Here is a 17,432-nt window from a genome sequence, read left to right as displayed (position 1 = left end):
TTCACGTATTCAACAAGACCGCGCCGATCGCAGCCGCGACCGCCTGCTGCGCCGGTTCAACGACGGGCACGCCGATCGCTTCCGCAATCGCCGCGCGATGCGAGGCCATGCCGGCGCAACCCATCACCACGACATCGGCGCGGCATTGGGTGACCAGCGCGCGGCCGGCCTCGATCAGCCGTCCGCGGATATCCACGCCTGCTGTCTCGGCCGCGCTCGCGCCGACCGACCAGCTTCCGGCGTAGCGGCTGTCGACGCCCATCACCCGCGCCATGCGCTGCTGGCGACGGATGCTCGACGGCGACAGCGCGATGACGCCGAAACGTTCGCCCAGCATCAGTGCGCGAAAGATGCCGCATTCGGCGATGCCCATCACCGGGCGACCACCGGCCGCCTCGCGCACCGCATGCAGGCCGGGATCGCTGAAGCAGGCGAGCACGAAGGCATCGGCATCGTCACGCGAGACACGATTCACCAGCGGCATCACGACGCTGTCTGCGTCGCGCTGCGAGCTGATGCCCGGCGGCCCTTCGGCGAGACCGATCACCTCGATCTCGGGCCCACCCAACATCCGCAGCGGCGCGACCGCATCGTCGATCGCCGCCGTCACCGACGCCGAGGAGTTGGGGTTGATGACGAGGATGCGGCGACGGGTCATGGCAAGGCTCACTGGCATGGCTCAACGGTTGGCGGCCTCGTGGCGCAGGAAGTTGTCCGCGATCTTCTCGCCGGTCGTGATCCAGAGGTCCGGGCAGGACTTTGCGTAAGCGAGGAACTCGCGCAGCAGGCGCAGCCGCATCGGCCGGCCGCTGCATTGCGGATGCAGCACCGTGGTTACCATCGCACCCCAGTCTCGGACCTCATCCAGCTCGTCCTTCCAGATCGAGAGCACGTGCTCCTTGGGGAAGATCGAGCGCGGGCTGAAGCGCGCCGACAAGCCGTGCATCCAGTCGTCATAGCTCGCAGTCACCGGCAGCTCGATCGTACCGGGCTTGCCATTGGCGAGACGATGACGATAGGGCCGCACGTCGTCGCGGAACGAGGACGTATAGACGATGCCATGGCGCACCAGGGCAACGCGCAGCTCCTCGGTGAATTCGCCATAAGGCGCCCGGTATCCGGTCGGCCTGACGCCAAGCCTGCGCTTCAGCGCCTCGAAGCCGCGCTCGAGCTCCTCTTCGATCCAGGGATCGCCAGGATCTGGCAGCAGATGGTGATAACCATGATGGCCGATCTCGTGGCCGGCCTTGAGAATGGATTCGGCCATCGCCGGATGCGCATCGACCGACCAACCGGTGACGAAGAATGTCGCCTTGAGATCGAGCTGGTCGAGCAGCTCCAGAAGCTTCGGCGTACCGACGCGCGCCTCATAGCCGCCATAGCTCATGGTGATGAGCCGCTGCGCGTGCACCGCGTCCTTGCTGGTCCACGCGCTCTCAGCGTCGACGTCGAACGAGAGGAACATCGCGGACTTGAATGGCTTCGGCCAGGGATATTCCGGCGCGGGATCCGCGGTGTTGGCTGGGGTGAGCGGGATGCTCTGAAGTGCCTTACTGTCCAGCATTGACGGTCGCCTTCTCCATTGCGTTGTCGCTCAGTTTCCACTTGGCAAGCAGGGACTTGTAGGTGCCGTCGGCAATCAGCGCATCGACCGCCTCCAGCATTGCCTGCTGAAGCCCCTTCTCCTTGACCGGCAGGGCAATGCCGGTGAATTGCTGCGCGATAACCTCGCCGACCGGCGCATAGGTGCCAGGCTCCTGATCCATGATGTAGGGCAGCGTCTCGTCGCCTTGAAGGGCGGCGTCGATGCGCCCCTGCTTGAGCTGGGTGCGGGCATCGGCCGAGCCGTCGGTGCCAACGAAGACGACTGGATTGCTGCCGCAGTGCTTCCCGCTCCAGGCCGCGATCTGGTCCGGGAACTTGGTGCGGCGGCTGGCACCGGCCTTCTTGCCGCAGAGAGCCGCCATATCCTTGAACTCCGCTCCGCGTGACTGCTGCACGAAGAAGCGCGGACCACTCCGGAGATAATCGACGAACGTCGCTATGTCATGCCGGCTCGCGTAGTCGGTGAAGCCCGACAGGACGGCGTCGACCCGGCCCGTCTGGATCGAGGGCATGAACTCGGCAAAGCTGGTTTCCTGCCACTCGATCTTGACACCCAGCTTGCGGCCGATCGCCTCGCCGAGTTCGATGTCGAAGCCGGCCAGCGCGTTGGTCGCGGGATCGCGGAACTCCATCGGTGGATAATTCGGCACCACGGCCACCTTGATGCTGCCGCGCTTGGCGATCTCCGTCGGTAGCTCGACCGCCATCACAGATGCACTCAACGCACCGAACAACGCCGTCGCAACCAAAACTCTCTTCATCAATTCACCCTCATGTCAGATCACTGCCGAAAGAAATGCCTTGGTCCGCTCCTCACGCGGCGCGCCCAGCACGTCCGTAGCGCGGCCCTGCTCGACGATCACACCCTGATCCATGTAGACGACGCGGTCGGCGACCTCACGGGCGAAGCCGAGCTCGTGAGTCACCACCATCATGGTCATGCCGCTCTTCGCCAGCTCCTTCATCACCGCCAGGACCTCGCCGACGAGTTCCGGATCGAGCGCACTGGTCGGCTCGTCGAACAGCATCAGCATCGGCTTCATGGCGAGCGCACGGGCAATCGCGACACGCTGCTGCTGGCCGCCGGACAGCTGCGCGGGATACGAATTGGCCTTGGTTGACAAGCCGACGCGCCGCAGCAGCTCCAGCGCCTCGACGCGCACCTCGTCTAACTTGCGCCCCTGCACCTGGAACGGACCTTCGATGATGTTTTCCAGCGCCGTCCGGTGCGGAAACAAGTTGAAGCGCTGGAACACCATGCCGGTCTTCAGCCGCTGCCGCCCGATCTCGCGTTCACTGAGGCGATGCAGCCGCCCGCTCTCCTCGCGCACGCCCAGGAGCTCACCGTCGAGCCAGATGCCGCCGCTGTCGATGACCGCGAGCTGATTGATGCAACGGAGCAGCGTGGTCTTGCCGGAGCCGGAAGCGCCGATCAGGCACATCACCTCGCCGGGCCAGACGTCGAGCGAGACGTTTCTGAGAGCCTGGAACTCTCCAAAGTTTTTGCTGACGGAGCGGATCGCGACGAGGGGTTTTGTCATCGCGCGAGCCGCAATGTGCCGCGTGCAAAGCGGCGTTCGAGCAACATCTGGAGCGGCGTCAGGATCGAGACGACCAGCAGATACCAGAGCCCGGCGACGATCAGGAGCTCGATCACGCGGGAATTGGCGTAATAGATATTCTCGGCGTTGTGCAGCAATTCAGGGTACTGGATAACGCTCGCGAGCGAGGTCGCCTTCACCATGCTGATGAACTCGTTGCCGAGTGGCGGAATCACGACGCGCATCGCCTGCGGCAGCACGATCCGCCGCAACGCACGCAGCCGACCCATTCCGATTGCCTCCGCCGCCTCATATTGCCCGATATCGACCGACAGCATGCCGGCGCGCATCACTTCGGATGTATAGGCGCCCTGGTTGATGCCGAGCCCGAGCAGCGCGGCGAGGAACGGCGTCATGACGTCAACGGCGCGCGCGCTCCACAGGCCGGGAATGCCGATGGTCGGAAACACCAGCGCGAGATTGAACCACAGCAGCAACTGCAGGATGAGCGGCGTGCCGCGAAACAGCCAGGTGTAGCCGGCGGCGACCGTCTTCAGCACCGGATTGGGCGACAGCCGCATGATCGCCACGACGATGCCGAGCACGATGCCGAGCGCCATCGCCAGCACCGCCATCACCATGGTGTTGACGATGCCTTCGAGAATCACCTTGGTGGTGATGAAACGACTGACATAGGACCATTCGATCTGGCCATTGGCGAAGGCCCGCGCGATCGCCGCCAGTATGAGGACGATCAGGGCCGCGCTGAACCAGCGGAACCAGTGCGGCTCGCGCGCGATCTGCATCCCCGACAAATCAGGGAAACCCTCCGCGAGTGCCGGCGCCGGCTTCATTGCGGCGCCGCGTTCAGCATGGGCTGTGCGACCGCGTTCGCGCCCAGGCCCCATTTGTCGAGAACCGCCTTGTAGGACCCGTCGGCGATCATCGCCGCGAGCTTCTCCGTCACGATTTCACGCAGCGCGGCATCGTCCTTGCGGAACATGATGCCCTGATAGCCTTTTGAAAAGGCCTCGCCGACGACGCGATATTTGCCGGGCTCCTGCGTCTGGGCATAAGGCAGCGTCTCGCTGCCCTGTACGGCAGCATCGATACGGCCCTGCTTGAGCTGGTTACGGACGTCGATCGAGTTCTCGCCGGGCACGTATTGGATCGCCGCCTTGCCGGCCGCCTCGCAATTCTGCTTGCTCCATTTCTCGATCTCGACCGGGAAGCTGGTGCTACGGGTGGTGCCGACCTTCTTGCCGCAGAGATCGGTCGCGACTTTCGCCTCGCTCTCTGCCATCACGAAGAACTGCGGGCCGGTCGTGAGGTAATCGACGAAATCGGCGGTCTCACGCCGCGAGGCGCGGTCGGAGATGCCGGAAATGATGAAATCGGCGCGCTTGGTCTGGAGCGAGGGGATCAGCTCGGCGAATGGCGTTTCGCTCCAGATGATCTTGAGACCACCGAGCCGCTTGGCGAGCTCATTGGCCAGATCGATGTCGAGTCCGACCAGCTCATTGCTGGCGGGATCGCGATATTCCATCGGCGCGTAGGTGGAGTTGACCGTGAGCTTCAGCATGCCCGCCTGCTTGATCTCCGCCGGAAGCTCTGCCGCCTGCGTCGATGTCACGGCAGCCAGTGCAGTAAGAGCGAGGAAGTGCGAGAGGCGTATCATGTCAGCTCCTTTGCCAACCCTTTGCTTTGCCGATCTTTTTTCTGACGATCCTTTGCCAGCACCATGCCAGAGTCAGTCCGCGTCGAGCACGGCCGGCTCGATGACGCCAGCGCGCTCGGTGATCACCCGGTATTGCTCGGGCCGCCGGTGGGCGGCGAAATTGAACATCTTGTCCTTGCCCTGCCGGCAGAGGTCGAGATCGATGTCGGCAACGATCACCTCGTCGGTCAGCGTCGCGGCCTGCGCGACGATGCGGCCGTTGGGATCGACGATGCAGGAGCCTCCGATCAGGCCCGATCCGTCCTCGTCGCCGGCCTTGGCAACCGAGATCGCCCAGGTGGCGTTCATGTAGGCGTTGGCCTGCGTCACCAGCGTCGAGTGGAAGGTGCGCAAGGAGGCATCCTCCGTGGTGCCGCCGTTGGGATCATAGGCCGCTGAATTGTAGCCGATGCAGACCAGCTCGACGCCCTGCAGGCCGAGCACGCGCCAGGATTCCGGCCAGCGGCGGTCGTTGCAGATCATCATGCCCATGATCGCGTGCGCCCAGGCCGAGCCGGCGCGAAAGGCGGGAAAGCCGAGATCGCCATATTCGAAATAGCGCTTCTCGAGCTGCTGGTAGCGCGCACCTTCCCGCGGCTCGACCGACCCCGGCAGATGCACCTTGCGATAACGGCCGAGAATCTCTCCGTCGCGATCGACCAGGATGGCGCAATTGTAACGGCGGCCCTCCGGGGTCAGTTCGGCGTAACCGACATAGAAGCCGACACGCAGCGCTCGCGCACGGTCGAACAATCTGGCCACGGCCGGGTTGGGCATGCCATGCTCGAAATAGCGGTCGAGCGCATCGCCCTCGAGCAGCCAGCGCGGAAAGAATGTGGTGAAGGCGAGTTCGGGAAACACCACGAGGCTCGCGCCGCGGCTCGCCGCTTCCTCCAGCATGGCCAGCATCCGCGACAGCGTATGTTCACGCCTATCGGCTTTTTGCGTCGGCCCCATTTGGGCGGCGGCGGCGCGAAGGACACGAACCAAGATTGCCTCCAATCTGTGCGCATGCTGCCTCAATGGGCGAAAGAACCCTTTGATCCAGCGCGCAAATCCGCGAGCATTAGGCGCAAGGCGGGCTGCAAAAGCAATTCATCGTGCTATGATGTTTTGGCCCAGAGTATAACAGGCAGTGATATGAACCTGCGCCAGCTCGAGATTCTGCGTGCCGTCATCCGCCACCGCACCACGGTGGCGGCGGCCGACGAACTCGCGCTGTCACAGCCTGCGGTCAGCAACGCGCTGAAGACGATGGAATCGCAGGCAGGCTTTGCGTTATTCGAGCGCGTCAACAATCGGCTGTTTCCGACCGCGGAGGCGATGGCGCTCTACAAGGAGAGCGAGGCGATCTTCGCGCTTCACGCCAAGCTCGAGAACCGCGTGCGCGATCTGCGCGAGAACCGCGCCGGACATCTTGCGATCGTGGCGACACCGCCGCTCGCTTACAGCATCATCCCCTCCGCACTGTCAGGCTTCCTGCGCCGCCGTCCGGAGACACGCGTGTTCTTCGATGTCCGGCGTTACGAGGGCATCATCGAAGGCGTGCTCAGCCGCGTCGCCGAGCTCGGCTTCGCGCTCGGCCTGACGCATCATCCCGGCATCGCGCATGAGGTGGTGCACACCGGCGAGATGGTTTGCGTGTTGCCGCCGCAGCACCCGCTCGCAGCCAAGCCCGTGATCTCGGCCGCCGATCTCTCCGGCCTGCCCTTCATCGGACTCGAACGCGGCACGCGGCTGGGCGAAGCCGTACGCGACAGCTTTGCCCGCGCCGGCGCGCCGTTCCAGCCGACGGTGGAGGTGCGCTACTGCAACACGGCCTGCGTGCTCGCAGCCGCCGGCGTCGGCGCGGCGGTGGTCGATCCCTTCTCGCCGCGCCAGAATGGCGGACACGGCCTCGTGGTCCGGCCGTTCACGCCGACGACCCGCGCGGTCGCCTACATGTTATGGTCGGAGGCCGAACCGCTGTCGCGCCTGGCGAAGGCCTTTCTCGGTGAGATCCGCAAGGAGAGTGCGCTGCTGGAGCGCAAAGCGCTGCACCAGCAACACGGCGCAGGAAGCGACTAGGCTTCGCAACCGATGACCTGAGGGGTACGTGGCACGCATCACCATCATCGAGACCGGACGGGTCCCGCAAAAGTATCGCGAGCGGCATGGCTCGTTTCCGGACATGTTCGAGCGCATGGTCCGCGCCGAGGATCCGACGGCGACGGTCGACGTCGTCAGCATTCCGAATGGCGACGCGCTGCCTGACCCGAGCAAGCTCGAAGCCGTGCTGATCACCGGCGCTGCCGCCGGCGTCTATGACGGGCTCGACTGGATTGCGCCGCTGGAAGATTTCGTCCGCACCGCCTACGCCCGCAAGACGCCGATGGTCGGCGTCTGCTTCGGCCATCAATTGATCGCTCAGGCGCTCGGCGGCACCGTGCGCAAGTCGGAAAAGGGTTGGGGCATCGGCCGGCACGTCTATCAGGTGCTGCCGGAGAACGGGGTCATCGACGGCGAAGCGGTCGCGATCGCGTGCTCGCATCAGGATCAGGTGATCGAGGCGCCTGACGATGCGCTGACGATCCTCTCGTCCGAATTCACGCCGCATGCCGGCCTGCTCTACGCCAACGGTGCGACGCTGACGGTGCAGCCGCATCCGGAATTCGACGTTGAATTTGCGCAAGTGTGCTGCGAACTGCGCGACGGCAAGGCGCCGGATGAGCTTGTGGCCATGGCGAGGGCATCACTGGCGGAGCCGATGGACAGCGCGAAGCTTGGTGGCGCGATTACGAGGTTCCTGGCACGGCGCTGATTCACCTCGCCCGCAAGGACGGGGAGAGGGACAGAAAGGATATCAGAACGGATCCTGTCCCAACCCAGGCACATCCGCAGGCCGCGGCCCGGGCGCAGCCCAATGAAACCGGCGGTCCTTCTCCGCAATCATGATATCGTTGATCGAGGCCTCGCGCCGTCGCATCAGGCCGTGCTCGTCGAACTCCCACTGCTCGTTGCCGTAGGAACGAAACCACTGCCCGCTGGTATCGTGCCATTCGTACTGGAAGCGCACCGCGATGCGGTCCTGGTCGAAAGCCCAGAGATCCTTGATCAGGCGATAGTCCTGCTCCTTCTCCCATTTGCGGGTCAGGAAGGCGACGATGGCCTCGCGGCCCTGAAACACTTCCGAGCGATTGCGCCAGCGGCTGTCTTCGGTGTAGGCGAGCGATACCCGCACCGGATCGCGTGAATTCCAGGCGTCCTCGGCCATGCGCGCCTTCTGCGCGGCGGTCTCACGGGTGAAGGGCGGAAGCGGTGGGCGCGACATGGTGACCTCATCGGTTGGTCGAGGCCGCAATCTATCGCCGCGATCGGTGGAGTCGATAGGCCGCGACCTATCGGCCGATCACTTATCGGGCGATCAGGAAATCAAATCGGCCTTCATCAACGCGCGGATCGATTTCGGGATCGGTTGCGCCCGGCCGCCGCTGATGAAGGCGACGCGCACCTCGGCCTTGACCAGCACGTCCTCACCGCGCCGCACCTCCTGCGCCAGCATGATCGACGCACCCTTCACCGCGACCGGCCAGGTCACGACATCGAGCACGTCGTCCATCCGCGCAGGCTTGAGAAAATCCAGATGCATCGAGCGCACGACGAAGGCGAAGCCGTCGCCTTCGGTCTCGACCTGGTCGAACAGCACCTGCTGCTCGGCGCCCATCAGCCGCAGATGATTGGTGCGCCCGCGCTCCATGTAGCGCAGGTAATTAGCGTGATAGACGATGCCGGAGAACACTGGTCCGCCAAATCGTAACATGGACAGGCGGCTGATAGCCCTTGGTCGATGGAGACAGAAGCAAGCCGCGCAGGGGGTCCAAGCCCGTGCAAAATGACGCAACGGACGTTGCCGCGCCAGCCGAGTTCAAGCTCTGTTTCGGGTTTCCGATCTGTTCTTATAGGTGGGCAGGTGCTGTCCGTATTTAACCCCCGGTGTCCTAAGTTGAATTCTGAAGTGTCCTAATTCGACGGAAGTCTTAGCAACCGTTCCGTTTCAGGAACGTTTGAGTGCGGGGCGTTAGGAGCAACCGTGTATGACCGTGCACCGTCGCCGCTTTAAACACACAGACGATCTAGAAATACGATTGGCGGCTGAGGCCATCCGCCTTCGGGAAAAAGCCAAGACGCAAAAACCTGGAGCGGCTCGCGAGGAAACGCTGCGCAAGGCTCGCCAATGCGAAACTGGCGCGCAAATGAGCGAATGGCTCAGGTCATCGGAGCTAAATTAGCAGGAACTCTTTAATCGTTAGCGCGTTCGATTCTCGCCTCTGGCCCGTTAACAGCCCTGCGGCCGGGAGCCCCAACAGCGGCCTCAGCTTTCCCCAAGGCTGGGGCCGTGGTTGTTCACACCCGTAAATTTCCCAATGTGGCAAGGCCGCCTCAGTTGGCAGCCATCTTCATAGGTCCATTTGTTGCTGGCCGAAGATTTCGCCTGACGTGGCCTTCGTACTCTGCTTCCGTGCGCGATACCTTGGGCGATGCCAAGCAACTGTCCGAGATGCTGGCGCAGGGCTTTGACGCCGATATCCCCACGGTGTCCTGATCCACCTCTGCGGGGTGTCAAAGCAAAGGGCCGCCGTCCTAAGGCAGCGGCCCCTCATGCTTCCGGGTTACAATAATTCCGAAATGAAAATGGCTTAGCCAGCCCCGGTCTTCCACTTTTTCCCGGTTAACAAAGTCTTGCCATAACAAAGGTGAATCGGAACCCGTAAATTTCCAGTGTCCCTAATCCGATTTGTCGCGTGTCCTAATTAGGACAGCACCGGTGGCCGGATACTGTCCATATTTAACCCCAAGTGTCCTATGTTGAATTTCGAGGTGTCCTAATCTACCATTTCCTTGGCGGAGCCAACGGCGCCTTCGCCCTGCTAAGGTGGGGTGTGGACCATGCAAGATTACTTGGCACAGATCGAAAAACTGCGAAAAGACGCAGCAGAAGCAGCCCTCATTCGCGACCTGGCAACTGATACGAAGAAGCGACAGGTATTCGATAGAATCGCCAATCACCTGATTTTGCTTGCCGATCAAGTCGAAGCCGCAATGATGGAGCGGAAGACCGGTTAGGCTCCCAAGTTGGCGCCAGCCTGTTTCCAAACCCTACTGGCCTAAGCCGCTGGCCTATTTTGATTTATCTCAAAGTCGATTTGGCCCCTCTTGGGGATCATCGGGCCATGACGAAGCCCGACAACCAAGCCAAGGCGAAGGAACCTAAACCATCCCGCTTGGATGAGGCCCGCCGTATCATTGAGGAGTATGCCGACGATCTGCGGGAGATCATCCGAAAGCTTCGCAGCAAGTTGCATTAAGGCCGCCTCAGTTGGCGGCCACTTTCACTTCTTACCCTGCGCCATCGCCTCTCGTAGCGCGCTCGGGATGCGTTGAGCTTTACCACCCGATACAAAAGCCACTCGTACCTTAGCCTCAACGATCAGCGAGTCGCCTCGCTTGCATTGCTGCCGCAGGGTGATGGACGCCCCTTTCACCTCGATCGGAGCCGTGACGATATCAAGCACGTCGTCCATATGGGATGGTTTGAGGAAATCGATGGTCATTGAGCGGACTACAAAGGTGAACCCCGGTGCCTCGCTGCTCGTATCCTCGAAAAGCGAGCGGTGGTCAGTACCGAGTAGCCGCAAATAGTTCGTTCGGGCTCTCTCCATGAACCGGAGATAGTTGGCGTGATATACGACACCGGAAAAATCAGTATCCTCAAAATAGACCCTGACTTGCATGTGGTGCGAGCCGTCGCGGATGAAGCCGTCCAAATTCGTCGCGCTCAAGAGGCAGGCTCCAATCATCATATTCAAAAGGTCCCACACTGATAGCCGACTATCGTGGCGTTTGTCAGCCCGCGCGGCCAGCGTGAGCTTGACCAAGTCGATGTAGCCCACTGCGCGAATGGCCCAAGGTGTCGTGGATTGCCCTCCGCGATCCCCAGCGCTGTAATCGCGGCCATGCCCACGCTCACCCGCCGCCCTGATCCACACCGCCCAGAGTGCTGGCGCATTCTCTACGGCGACGTTCACGTCGGCACGATCGCCAAGGCGGTCGGCAATCCCAGTGCTGGGCCATGCTGGCAATGGCAGTGCGGGTTCTATCCGGGCAGCAAGCCCGGTGAATGCCGCAACGGGAGCTCCGGGAGCTTCGAGCAGGCTCGCGACGACTTCCTCAATGCATGGACGGTGTTCCTGTCCAACCGGACGGAAGCCGACTTCGACGTATGGCGGGAGCAGCGGGATTGGACAGAGCAGAAGTATGCGGCATGGGCACGGGACGAAAGGGTGCCTGCTAGATGACTCAGGAGCCGCGTCGGGCTTCTCGGGGGCAAACCTAAGTGGCGTCTAAGCCTCTCAGGAAGCCGCGCCGAAACTGACATGCTTTCCGACATATATAGGGTGCGCCGGAGCCCTCGAACTGCTAGTCTTGAGCAGTCTTGCGTTCGGGTGAGATATGGCTCCCGCAGAACTGTCGAGCAGCGAGGCGGAACGTCTGCGAGCGTTTGAACGTCAAGGTCATGATGCCTTGGCGCAGAGCTACCACGCATTCTTTGCGGCGGTGACCTCTCTAGCTACGGACCCACTTTTCGAAGCAGTTCGCTTGCGCGGCGGTATACGTTTGCTCGACGTGGCGAGTGGGCCGGGTGTTCTAACGGCCCAAGCTGCAAATCGCGGCGCACGGCCGGTCGGCGTTGACTTGTCTCCGCGCATGATCGAACTAGCGCACCGACTGTACCCAACCATTGAATTTCGAGAGGCCGATGTAGAACGCCTTCCATTTCCCGATCATACGTTTGACGCAGTCGTCTGCGCTTTCGGTCTTGGGCATTTTCCTCGACCAGAAGTCGCTGCCTCTGAATGCGTACGAACATTATTGCCCGGTGGACGCATTGCTTTTGCTTGGTGGGATGAACCGTCGCGCCAGCGCATTCAAAGTATATTCCGCGACGCCATTGCGGAGGTCGGTGTATCAGCACCTCTGGATGTGCCGCAGGGGCACAATGTATTTCGCTTTTCCAACTCAAGCGAACTGCACCGCTTGCTAGAGAGAGCGGGTCTTGGGGAGGTGACGGTTACTGAGCATACTGCGACCTACACCGTTTCCGACACGGAAACCCTTTGGCGAGGCGGGTTAGGAAGTCTAGTTTTGACCGGCGCTGTCATTAGGAAGCAGGATCAGGCGACCCAAGACTTGATCCGAACCGCGTTCGAGCGTTGCGCCAGCGTCTATAGATCAGCCGATGGTCTAAGGCTACCAATCGCATTTAAAATTGGCTCGGGCAAACGCCCGATTGGAGAGGCGCACAAGTGAGGTCGGCGCGGATCATCGGCGTTCATGCGCCGACGCGCTTCCGGGCCGCCCGCGAGCGCACCCCGTCTCGAAATATCTCTCAAGACGGGGAGCCATAATGACATGCACAAGAAGATTACTGCTTTGCGGCGGCAGTGGTCACTTCGTCATCTGTCATGACTTCAAGACTAAACCGATTGAACCCTGCAGGTTGAACTGCCCATTTGACCGCCTTTCCAGAGAGCGGTGCAAATACACCAGTCGCGAATTGATAGATTGCCTTCCCCGTGCTTTCGCTTCCGACTGGCTTACCGTCTTTCATAACCACCGAGCCTGCGCCTTCCGTGACCAGCGTGACCCCAATCCCATTGGGTGAGCGCAGCATTCCGATCCCGTTTAGGTACCGGCCTTTAGGGCCGTCCCATTCACTCGTAGAACTTCCAGTGTACAGCGCTCCTTTCAGAAGCCCCTCAACACCGGTACAGGCATATTGCGTGCCGACGATCCGATGCCCATCGTGGTCACCGATGGGGTCTTGGCTGGCCGCTCCAACGATGTTGCATTCATACCGCCCGATCGGCTCCGACTGCGCAATTCCGTACGTGCTGATGAAGAATGTGGAAGCCGCGACCGTCAAGATAAAGCTCTTTCCCATTGAACTGCTCCTGCAATCGAGTTTGCTTTGGCATAATCAATCGAGGGCAATAGCCCGAAAAAGTTGCTTGGCTGAGGACAGCCTCGCTGCCTGCCGATGGCTTTGCCGCTGCCTTCCAGATTTCGGCACATCCTCGACGGCAGCTCAAAGTAGAGTGTAAACCATACACCTCCACAGCGGGTTTCGGGAAGAAATTTGGCGCGCTGCACGCAGACTGGCATAGGGCAGAAAAGGCGCCCGCTAGATGACTCAGGCAGCCCAACCGCGGGGGCTCTCGCCAAAGCTCATCACGAGGCTGGAAGTGCCATCATAGCCAGCTCAGAGCCCTGCCGCTGTCGAAGGTCGAATTGCCTGTGAGCGGCCTAGCGGGCTTTCCTGCAATGGTTAGAACTGAGAGCATCCACAACCCCAATGACGCGCAATCCCATCGAGTTGCCACTCGGACACAGAAGTTCGTCGCTGACATGCGAGCGTACTTCGCGGCCGAGACCGAGCTGCAAAGGGATGAGATCACAGCGAGGCAGTTCCATCGCCTCAGTGAGCATCTCAGGCCGGGGGACAAGAAGCTCCGGCTGAGCGACTTGCGCAAGATGTTTGAGCTGCTCCGCGATGAGATGGACGGGCAGTGATCCGCACGGGTTCCTTATTGCCAAGTCCCGCCGCCTGAGGCTATCGGCATCGTGTGTCTTGAGCGAGCGGCTTGCAGGGGAAGGGCGATGAACAAGGGCATCAAACGGCTTGGTGTTATCGCGAGCGTGCTGTGGGTTGTTGTTGGCGGCCTTTGGACGCGCAGCATCGTCATAAAAGAGCTGGGCCACTTCGCGATCTCAAAACATCAGCTCTGTCTTGAGATGCACTCCATCCAAGATGATGGGACTGTGCCCAAGGACACCGATTGGGCTCAATGCAATCGGCAGTTCGACGCCGATTGGAGCCGCGACGTGACAAACGGCGACCTAAACATCGAGAACGCGATGTATACTTTCGTCCCGCTCATTCTGGCCTGGCTTGCTGCGTATACTGTATTGTGGCTTGGACGATGGGTGATCGCTGGCTTTCGGAAACCCGCATGACTTCTCAGAAGATGGCGTCGGAGGTAGCGCCTACCGACCGCTTATCCTGTTCAGCAATTCGAGCAAATGCTGCCCCCTTGCAGTGATGCGGTAACTCAGGAGATGACCTGATCGCTTCACTCGCTCCGCGAACTCAGGGATCGATTTTAATGCTCGATTCGTATTGTACTTCCTTACGGGAACATTCAATTCGAGCGTCTTCAACGCAATAGCGTCGCAAGAGCCAGCACCACCTAAAGCCTCAAGGGCGGCAAGAGTTCGATGAAGCTCTGTCTTCACCTTTGCCGATTTAACTCGCTCCGGCTGCTTGCCATCGAGACGACCAACGAAAGCGTCAATACGCTGCTTGAATTCTTCTAATGTCGTGTCGTTCCGAATTGCGTCGGTCGCAACTTCATTTGCCACTCGTAGCACGCCAAAATGAGCTTGCTGCTCGTCTTGCCGCCGAAACTCGGTTAAGGTTCGCACGTCCTGATCACGCCCCCTGCGAACATGGCGTTCAAAACGGGACGGCAGATCGCTATCAACGAACACGATTCGAGCTTGAGGGAATCGCTCGACCAGAAGCAGAACCTCCTCGACCGTCCTCAATCCTGTCACAACGTATAGCCCCGCCGTACCTCTCTCTATAAAAGTACCGATCGTCTGCGCAACGCAATCCAGTCCATGTTGACTTAGAAATTTGAATGCATCGTCGGCCGTTTCAACCGACTCTTCCGCGTCCTGCGCAAGCGAACGCAAGACCGAGCTGGCTTCCACCACCATCACATCGTCTCGTGCCGCCAGATGGTCGCTGAGAGTTGTCTTCCCGGCGCACTTGAAGCCAATCACGAGTAGGACGTTCGCACTGTTATCGCTCGTTAAAATCTCCTTGAACAGCAACTGGTCGGTGGCCGACGGTGGAGGTGGCTTACGAGCCGTATAGAATGCAGGCGAAAGATTGAGAGCTGAATTTAGCTCCTCAAGTCTGGTGATCAGAGCTGAGAGCGACTTTGCCCGAAAATCGAACCTGAGCGACTCCTCAAATTCCATTTCGCCCAGCCGCTTAGTCGAGCCTTCTGGAACAAACCAACCATTGAATGTAGACGGAGTTAACCAAGGGTATTGATGAGAGGGCTCAAAGTCCGGTTTCGATCGCGCAACTTGACCCACCGTTTCAGCGTGAAACAGAATGTTGTGAGAAAGAGTGGGGACATACAGCGCAATGTCTGACTTAACAATAGCTCGTCGATCGCCCACTTGGCTCAGCGCACGGTCAAGCTCTTCAAATGAGGTGCTGGAAAACCATTCTTTGACCGCAAGTCCAGGGAAGTCGCCATCCCGACTTAGCCCTTCCAACCGTAGCGATGTGTCTTCCACAAAAAATAGTGAGCGGACGCCAAATTCAGCATTCACCTGCTTGATAGCTCGATTAAGTAACTGTTCGGAGCCAAGTGAATAGTCCTCGTCATATGGCTCCCGCCTACCCCTAAAGTGGCGCAGGTTGTAGCCATGGCGCACGAACATCAAACGGGCCTGAAAGAGCTTGTCCGCGTTCGACGTGTAGAAATATACATTTAGGACGCGGTCGAATCGCAGTGCGTTTCCGTACTCCGGCCTCATCTGGAAAGTTCCGCCAGCTCGTAACCAATATTTCTGCCGCCAATTTCGGCATACACGGTTGCGCCCGCGATAGCGGCGACCTTATTAACACGATCCAACTCATCACCGTCGTCCCTATTAATTAACACGTAGAGCAACGGTCCCATACTACTTAGTCCAACGGCGCAACCGAGTGCGGAGAGATGCCGATAGCAGTCCTGCGTCACTGAATCACATCGCAACAGCTCTCGAAGCTTAAACCCATGTGAATGCAAATCGCTCAACGCTCTGGCCAATGCGGGCCTATCCGCCGTGGCAAATGCAGGCAGAACTCCGTGGTGGATGATCGCGATCGTTTCCAGGGCATCCTGCCTTTCGATTGGCGCATTGCGCCGAAAGAACTCCGCCTCCTCTGCTCCCGAGAGAGAGCGATCTTTTCCTAGCAGGAGCACCACCTTCCATTGCTGTGGAAAGCCCATCCAAGAAAGAACTGGAGGGGCAAGAAGCGGTTTTGATCTCGCGCTGGAAGGAAGGAGTTGAGCGCCGAGATGCGAAGGGTGGCCGCCATCGCAGATCACGCCTCCAGCAAAAAAGGTGTGGATGCCAATGCCCGACGTTCCACCACGTCCGCTCATCAACTGCATCTGTTCCCGACTAAGCCCTAGTTTTAAGAACTCGTTCGCCCCTGCAATTAGCGAAAGGACAAGGGTCGTCTTGCTTCCGAACCCACAGTGTTGGGGAGCGTGCGCGGATAAATGCGCGCAAAACGGCTTTGCGCGAGCTAAATCTTGTAGGCGAACGAAGATGCGTTGCAACTCGGCGCGAGCGGGGAGGTCTAAACCATCGAGCCCGGTTAGCGCAAACTCGCTACTGCCGTTAAATTCCATGACCGTAATAGGATAGTCGATCGCAAAACCGACGCCGCCAAAACGGCGTTGAGATGCGAATCCAAGGTCCGTCAAGCCGACGTGTATGCGTGGAAAGCCCGTTATCTGCATCAGAGATCCGGCGGTAAAATGCTTTGGTTCCATAAAGATTGGAAGTGTTCTTCCAGGGCGGAGAAAAGATAACCGCCGCGCGCAACGAGGAGAGTTGGCGTATTGCGGCTCTGCTGATGCATCAAATAGGGTCCCCAAAAGATATCGTCATCTATGCGGAGAATATTCACTGACGGTATACAACTCACGCGGCGAACCTGAAAGTTTGCGCGATTCAGGCCTTTCAAGTCGAATATCTCTTTTTCAAACGCTTCAACGTCGGCGCGAGTTCGTCCAACCGGATGATTCTCCTCGCGATCACGCTGGTCGACGAGGCTATGTTTTATCGATGGGAAATTCGGGTCCGGCAGCAATATGCGTATCTGCGCTCTGTGAGACCAAGCAACAAACTCGCGAACGTAATCTTGACGGAATGACGATAAGCCATATCCGATGAGATCGATCTTTTGAGCGTTGGCCAGCCTCGACTGGTACTGATCTCGGATAAGCACGGACCGGCCAGGATAGACTGCCGACAGGCCCGCCTTTGTGAACATTTCGATGCGGGAGCGCATTGAATCTGTACTGACAACATACAAAAACAAGCTCGCGCCAGCTATTCCAGTCGCGATCAGCGATCCCCCGATGCCTTCGGCGATCCCCGTCCCTATTGCTGCGTGTATCGATTTTGCAGACAGGCAGAGGCTGCCGACCAGTACCATGATCGCGTGCGAAAGAATCCACACAGCGCCGGTCGGCGTCATTAGTCGCCGGATCAATAGCCTCATCCTCGCCCCCAAGTTGCTTCCTCAAAGTAGTGCATACATGACCTTTGGTCACGAAGGTTTTCCGCCACGGCCGGACTGACGGACATGGCTGCCTCGGCCGCATGGAAACTCAAACAAATAATCGTCAGCCGGAATGGTCCAGCGCGTGGGACTACTCGGCGCTCAGCGG

Annotated in this window: 21 protein-coding genes; 7 read left to right on the top strand and 14 right to left on the bottom strand. The window is 60.0% G+C overall.

All coding sequences use genetic code 11. From position 1 onward, the window contains the following. Position 1: 1 nt before the first annotated feature. The 7 genes from QY049_RS15855 to QY049_RS15825 form a co-directional block, all read right to left on the bottom strand. Positions 2-658: an aspartate/glutamate racemase family protein gene (locus tag QY049_RS15855; RefSeq protein ID WP_258765130.1), complete on the bottom strand. Its 657-nt coding sequence runs from the start codon at positions 656-658 to the stop codon at positions 2-4. Between the two features lie 21 nt (positions 659-679). Then, positions 680-1,564, bottom strand: a complete 885-nt coding sequence (locus tag QY049_RS15850; RefSeq protein WP_301269574.1) for a polysaccharide deacetylase — start codon at positions 1,562-1,564, stop codon at positions 680-682. Beyond that, positions 1,551-2,366 carry an ABC transporter substrate-binding protein gene (locus QY049_RS15845; RefSeq protein WP_258765128.1) on the bottom strand — a complete coding sequence of 272 codons (816 nt, stop codon included), beginning with the start codon at positions 2,364-2,366 and terminating at the stop codon, positions 1,551-1,553. The genes QY049_RS15850 and QY049_RS15845 overlap by 14 nt, the downstream gene beginning before the upstream one ends. 15 nt (positions 2,367-2,381) lie before the next feature. Continuing rightward, complete coding sequence (locus tag QY049_RS15840; RefSeq protein WP_258765127.1) at positions 2,382-3,146, bottom strand: amino acid ABC transporter ATP-binding protein; 765 nt, start codon at positions 3,144-3,146, stop codon at positions 2,382-2,384. After that, positions 3,143-4,000 (bottom strand): amino acid ABC transporter permease, encoded by an 858-nt coding sequence (locus tag QY049_RS15835; RefSeq protein ID WP_194479584.1) that lies wholly within the window; start codon positions 3,998-4,000, stop codon positions 3,143-3,145. Before QY049_RS15835 ends, QY049_RS15840 begins: the two co-directional genes overlap by 4 nt. Then, entirely contained in the window at positions 3,997-4,824 is an 828-nt protein-coding gene (locus QY049_RS15830; protein WP_258765126.1) for an ABC transporter substrate-binding protein, read from the bottom strand. Before QY049_RS15830 ends, QY049_RS15835 begins: the two co-directional genes overlap by 4 nt. Positions 4,825-4,896: 72 nt before the next feature. Further along, a complete protein-coding gene (locus tag QY049_RS15825) occupies positions 4,897-5,853 on the bottom strand; it encodes an N-carbamoyl-D-amino-acid hydrolase (protein ID WP_258765125.1) in 957 nt (318 codons plus the stop codon). A gap of 150 nt (positions 5,854-6,003) precedes the next feature. On the opposite strand from QY049_RS15825, the gene QY049_RS15820 reads away from it, so the two are divergent. Beyond that, entirely contained in the window at positions 6,004-6,930 is a 927-nt protein-coding gene (locus QY049_RS15820) for a LysR family transcriptional regulator (protein WP_258765124.1), read from the top strand. Positions 6,931-6,958: 28 nt separating this feature from the next. After that, on the top strand, positions 6,959-7,663 hold the full coding sequence (locus tag QY049_RS15815; RefSeq protein WP_194479580.1) for a type 1 glutamine amidotransferase: 705 nt from the start codon (positions 6,959-6,961) through the stop codon (positions 7,661-7,663). 42 nt (positions 7,664-7,705) lie between these two features. Here the strand turns inward: QY049_RS15815 and QY049_RS15810 are convergent, their stop codons facing one another. Together QY049_RS15810 and QY049_RS15805 are read right to left on the bottom strand one after the other, a co-directional pair. Continuing rightward, positions 7,706-8,173 (bottom strand): nuclear transport factor 2 family protein, encoded by a 468-nt coding sequence (locus tag QY049_RS15810; protein WP_258765123.1) that lies wholly within the window; start codon positions 8,171-8,173, stop codon positions 7,706-7,708. Positions 8,174-8,266: 93 nt separating this feature from the next. Continuing rightward, entirely contained in the window at positions 8,267-8,662 is a 396-nt protein-coding gene (locus QY049_RS15805; RefSeq protein ID WP_301269573.1) for a YbgC/FadM family acyl-CoA thioesterase, read from the bottom strand. Between the two features lie 274 nt (positions 8,663-8,936). Between QY049_RS15805 and QY049_RS15800 the strand changes: the two genes are divergently transcribed. The 3 genes from QY049_RS15800 to QY049_RS15790 all read left to right on the top strand — a co-directional run bounded on the left by QY049_RS15800 (position 8,937) and on the right by QY049_RS15790 (position 10,208). Continuing rightward, positions 8,937-9,131 carry a hypothetical protein gene (locus tag QY049_RS15800; protein WP_301269572.1) on the top strand — a complete coding sequence of 65 codons (195 nt, stop codon included), beginning with the start codon at positions 8,937-8,939 and terminating at the stop codon, positions 9,129-9,131. 658 nt (positions 9,132-9,789) lie between these two features. Continuing rightward, complete coding sequence (locus tag QY049_RS15795) at positions 9,790-9,966, top strand: hypothetical protein (protein ID WP_301269571.1); 177 nt, start codon at positions 9,790-9,792, stop codon at positions 9,964-9,966. A gap of 107 nt (positions 9,967-10,073) precedes the next feature. After that, a complete protein-coding gene (locus QY049_RS15790) occupies positions 10,074-10,208 on the top strand; it encodes a hypothetical protein (protein WP_301269570.1) in 135 nt (44 codons plus the stop codon). Positions 10,209-10,232: 24 nt separating this feature from the next. On the opposite strand, the gene ybgC is transcribed toward QY049_RS15790, so the two are convergent. Next, a complete protein-coding gene (gene ybgC, locus QY049_RS15785) occupies positions 10,233-10,700 on the bottom strand; it encodes a tol-pal system-associated acyl-CoA thioesterase (protein WP_301269850.1) in 468 nt (155 codons plus the stop codon). 652 nt (positions 10,701-11,352) lie between these two features. Here ybgC and QY049_RS15780 point away from each other — a divergent pair. Then, on the top strand, positions 11,353-12,210 hold the full coding sequence (locus QY049_RS15780; protein WP_301269569.1) for a class I SAM-dependent methyltransferase: 858 nt from the start codon (positions 11,353-11,355) through the stop codon (positions 12,208-12,210). Positions 12,211-12,325: 115 nt separating this feature from the next. On the opposite strand, the gene QY049_RS15775 is transcribed toward QY049_RS15780, so the two are convergent. Further along, a complete protein-coding gene (locus QY049_RS15775; RefSeq protein ID WP_301269568.1) occupies positions 12,326-12,844 on the bottom strand; it encodes a hypothetical protein in 519 nt (172 codons plus the stop codon). A gap of 716 nt (positions 12,845-13,560) precedes the next feature. Here QY049_RS15775 and QY049_RS15770 point away from each other — a divergent pair. After that, positions 13,561-13,917: a hypothetical protein gene (locus QY049_RS15770; RefSeq protein ID WP_301269567.1), complete on the top strand. Its 357-nt coding sequence runs from the start codon at positions 13,561-13,563 to the stop codon at positions 13,915-13,917. Positions 13,918-13,947: 30 nt separating this feature from the next. Here the strand turns inward: QY049_RS15770 and QY049_RS15765 are convergent, their stop codons facing one another. From QY049_RS15765 to QY049_RS15755, 3 genes are read right to left on the bottom strand one after another with little or no spacing between them, the layout of a single operon-like run. Beyond that, the gene (locus QY049_RS15765) at positions 13,948-15,519 is read right to left on the bottom strand and encodes a non-canonical purine NTP pyrophosphatase (protein WP_301269566.1); all 1,572 of its coding nucleotides are present in this window, start codon (positions 15,517-15,519) and stop codon (positions 13,948-13,950) included. Beyond that, complete coding sequence (locus QY049_RS15760) at positions 15,516-16,496, bottom strand: beta-ribofuranosylaminobenzene 5'-phosphate synthase family protein (protein ID WP_301269565.1); 981 nt, start codon at positions 16,494-16,496, stop codon at positions 15,516-15,518. Before QY049_RS15760 ends, QY049_RS15765 begins: the two co-directional genes overlap by 4 nt. Further along, positions 16,496-17,263 (bottom strand): hypothetical protein, encoded by a 768-nt coding sequence (locus QY049_RS15755; protein ID WP_301269564.1) that lies wholly within the window; start codon positions 17,261-17,263, stop codon positions 16,496-16,498. The genes QY049_RS15760 and QY049_RS15755 overlap by 1 nt, the downstream gene beginning before the upstream one ends. Between the last annotated feature and the right edge of the window lie 169 nt (positions 17,264-17,432).

Source organism: Bradyrhizobium sp. WYCCWR 13022, assembly GCF_030435535.1.
GTDB lineage: Bacteria > Pseudomonadota > Alphaproteobacteria > Rhizobiales > Xanthobacteraceae > Bradyrhizobium.
This window is presented reverse-complemented; position numbering and strand designations above follow the sequence as displayed.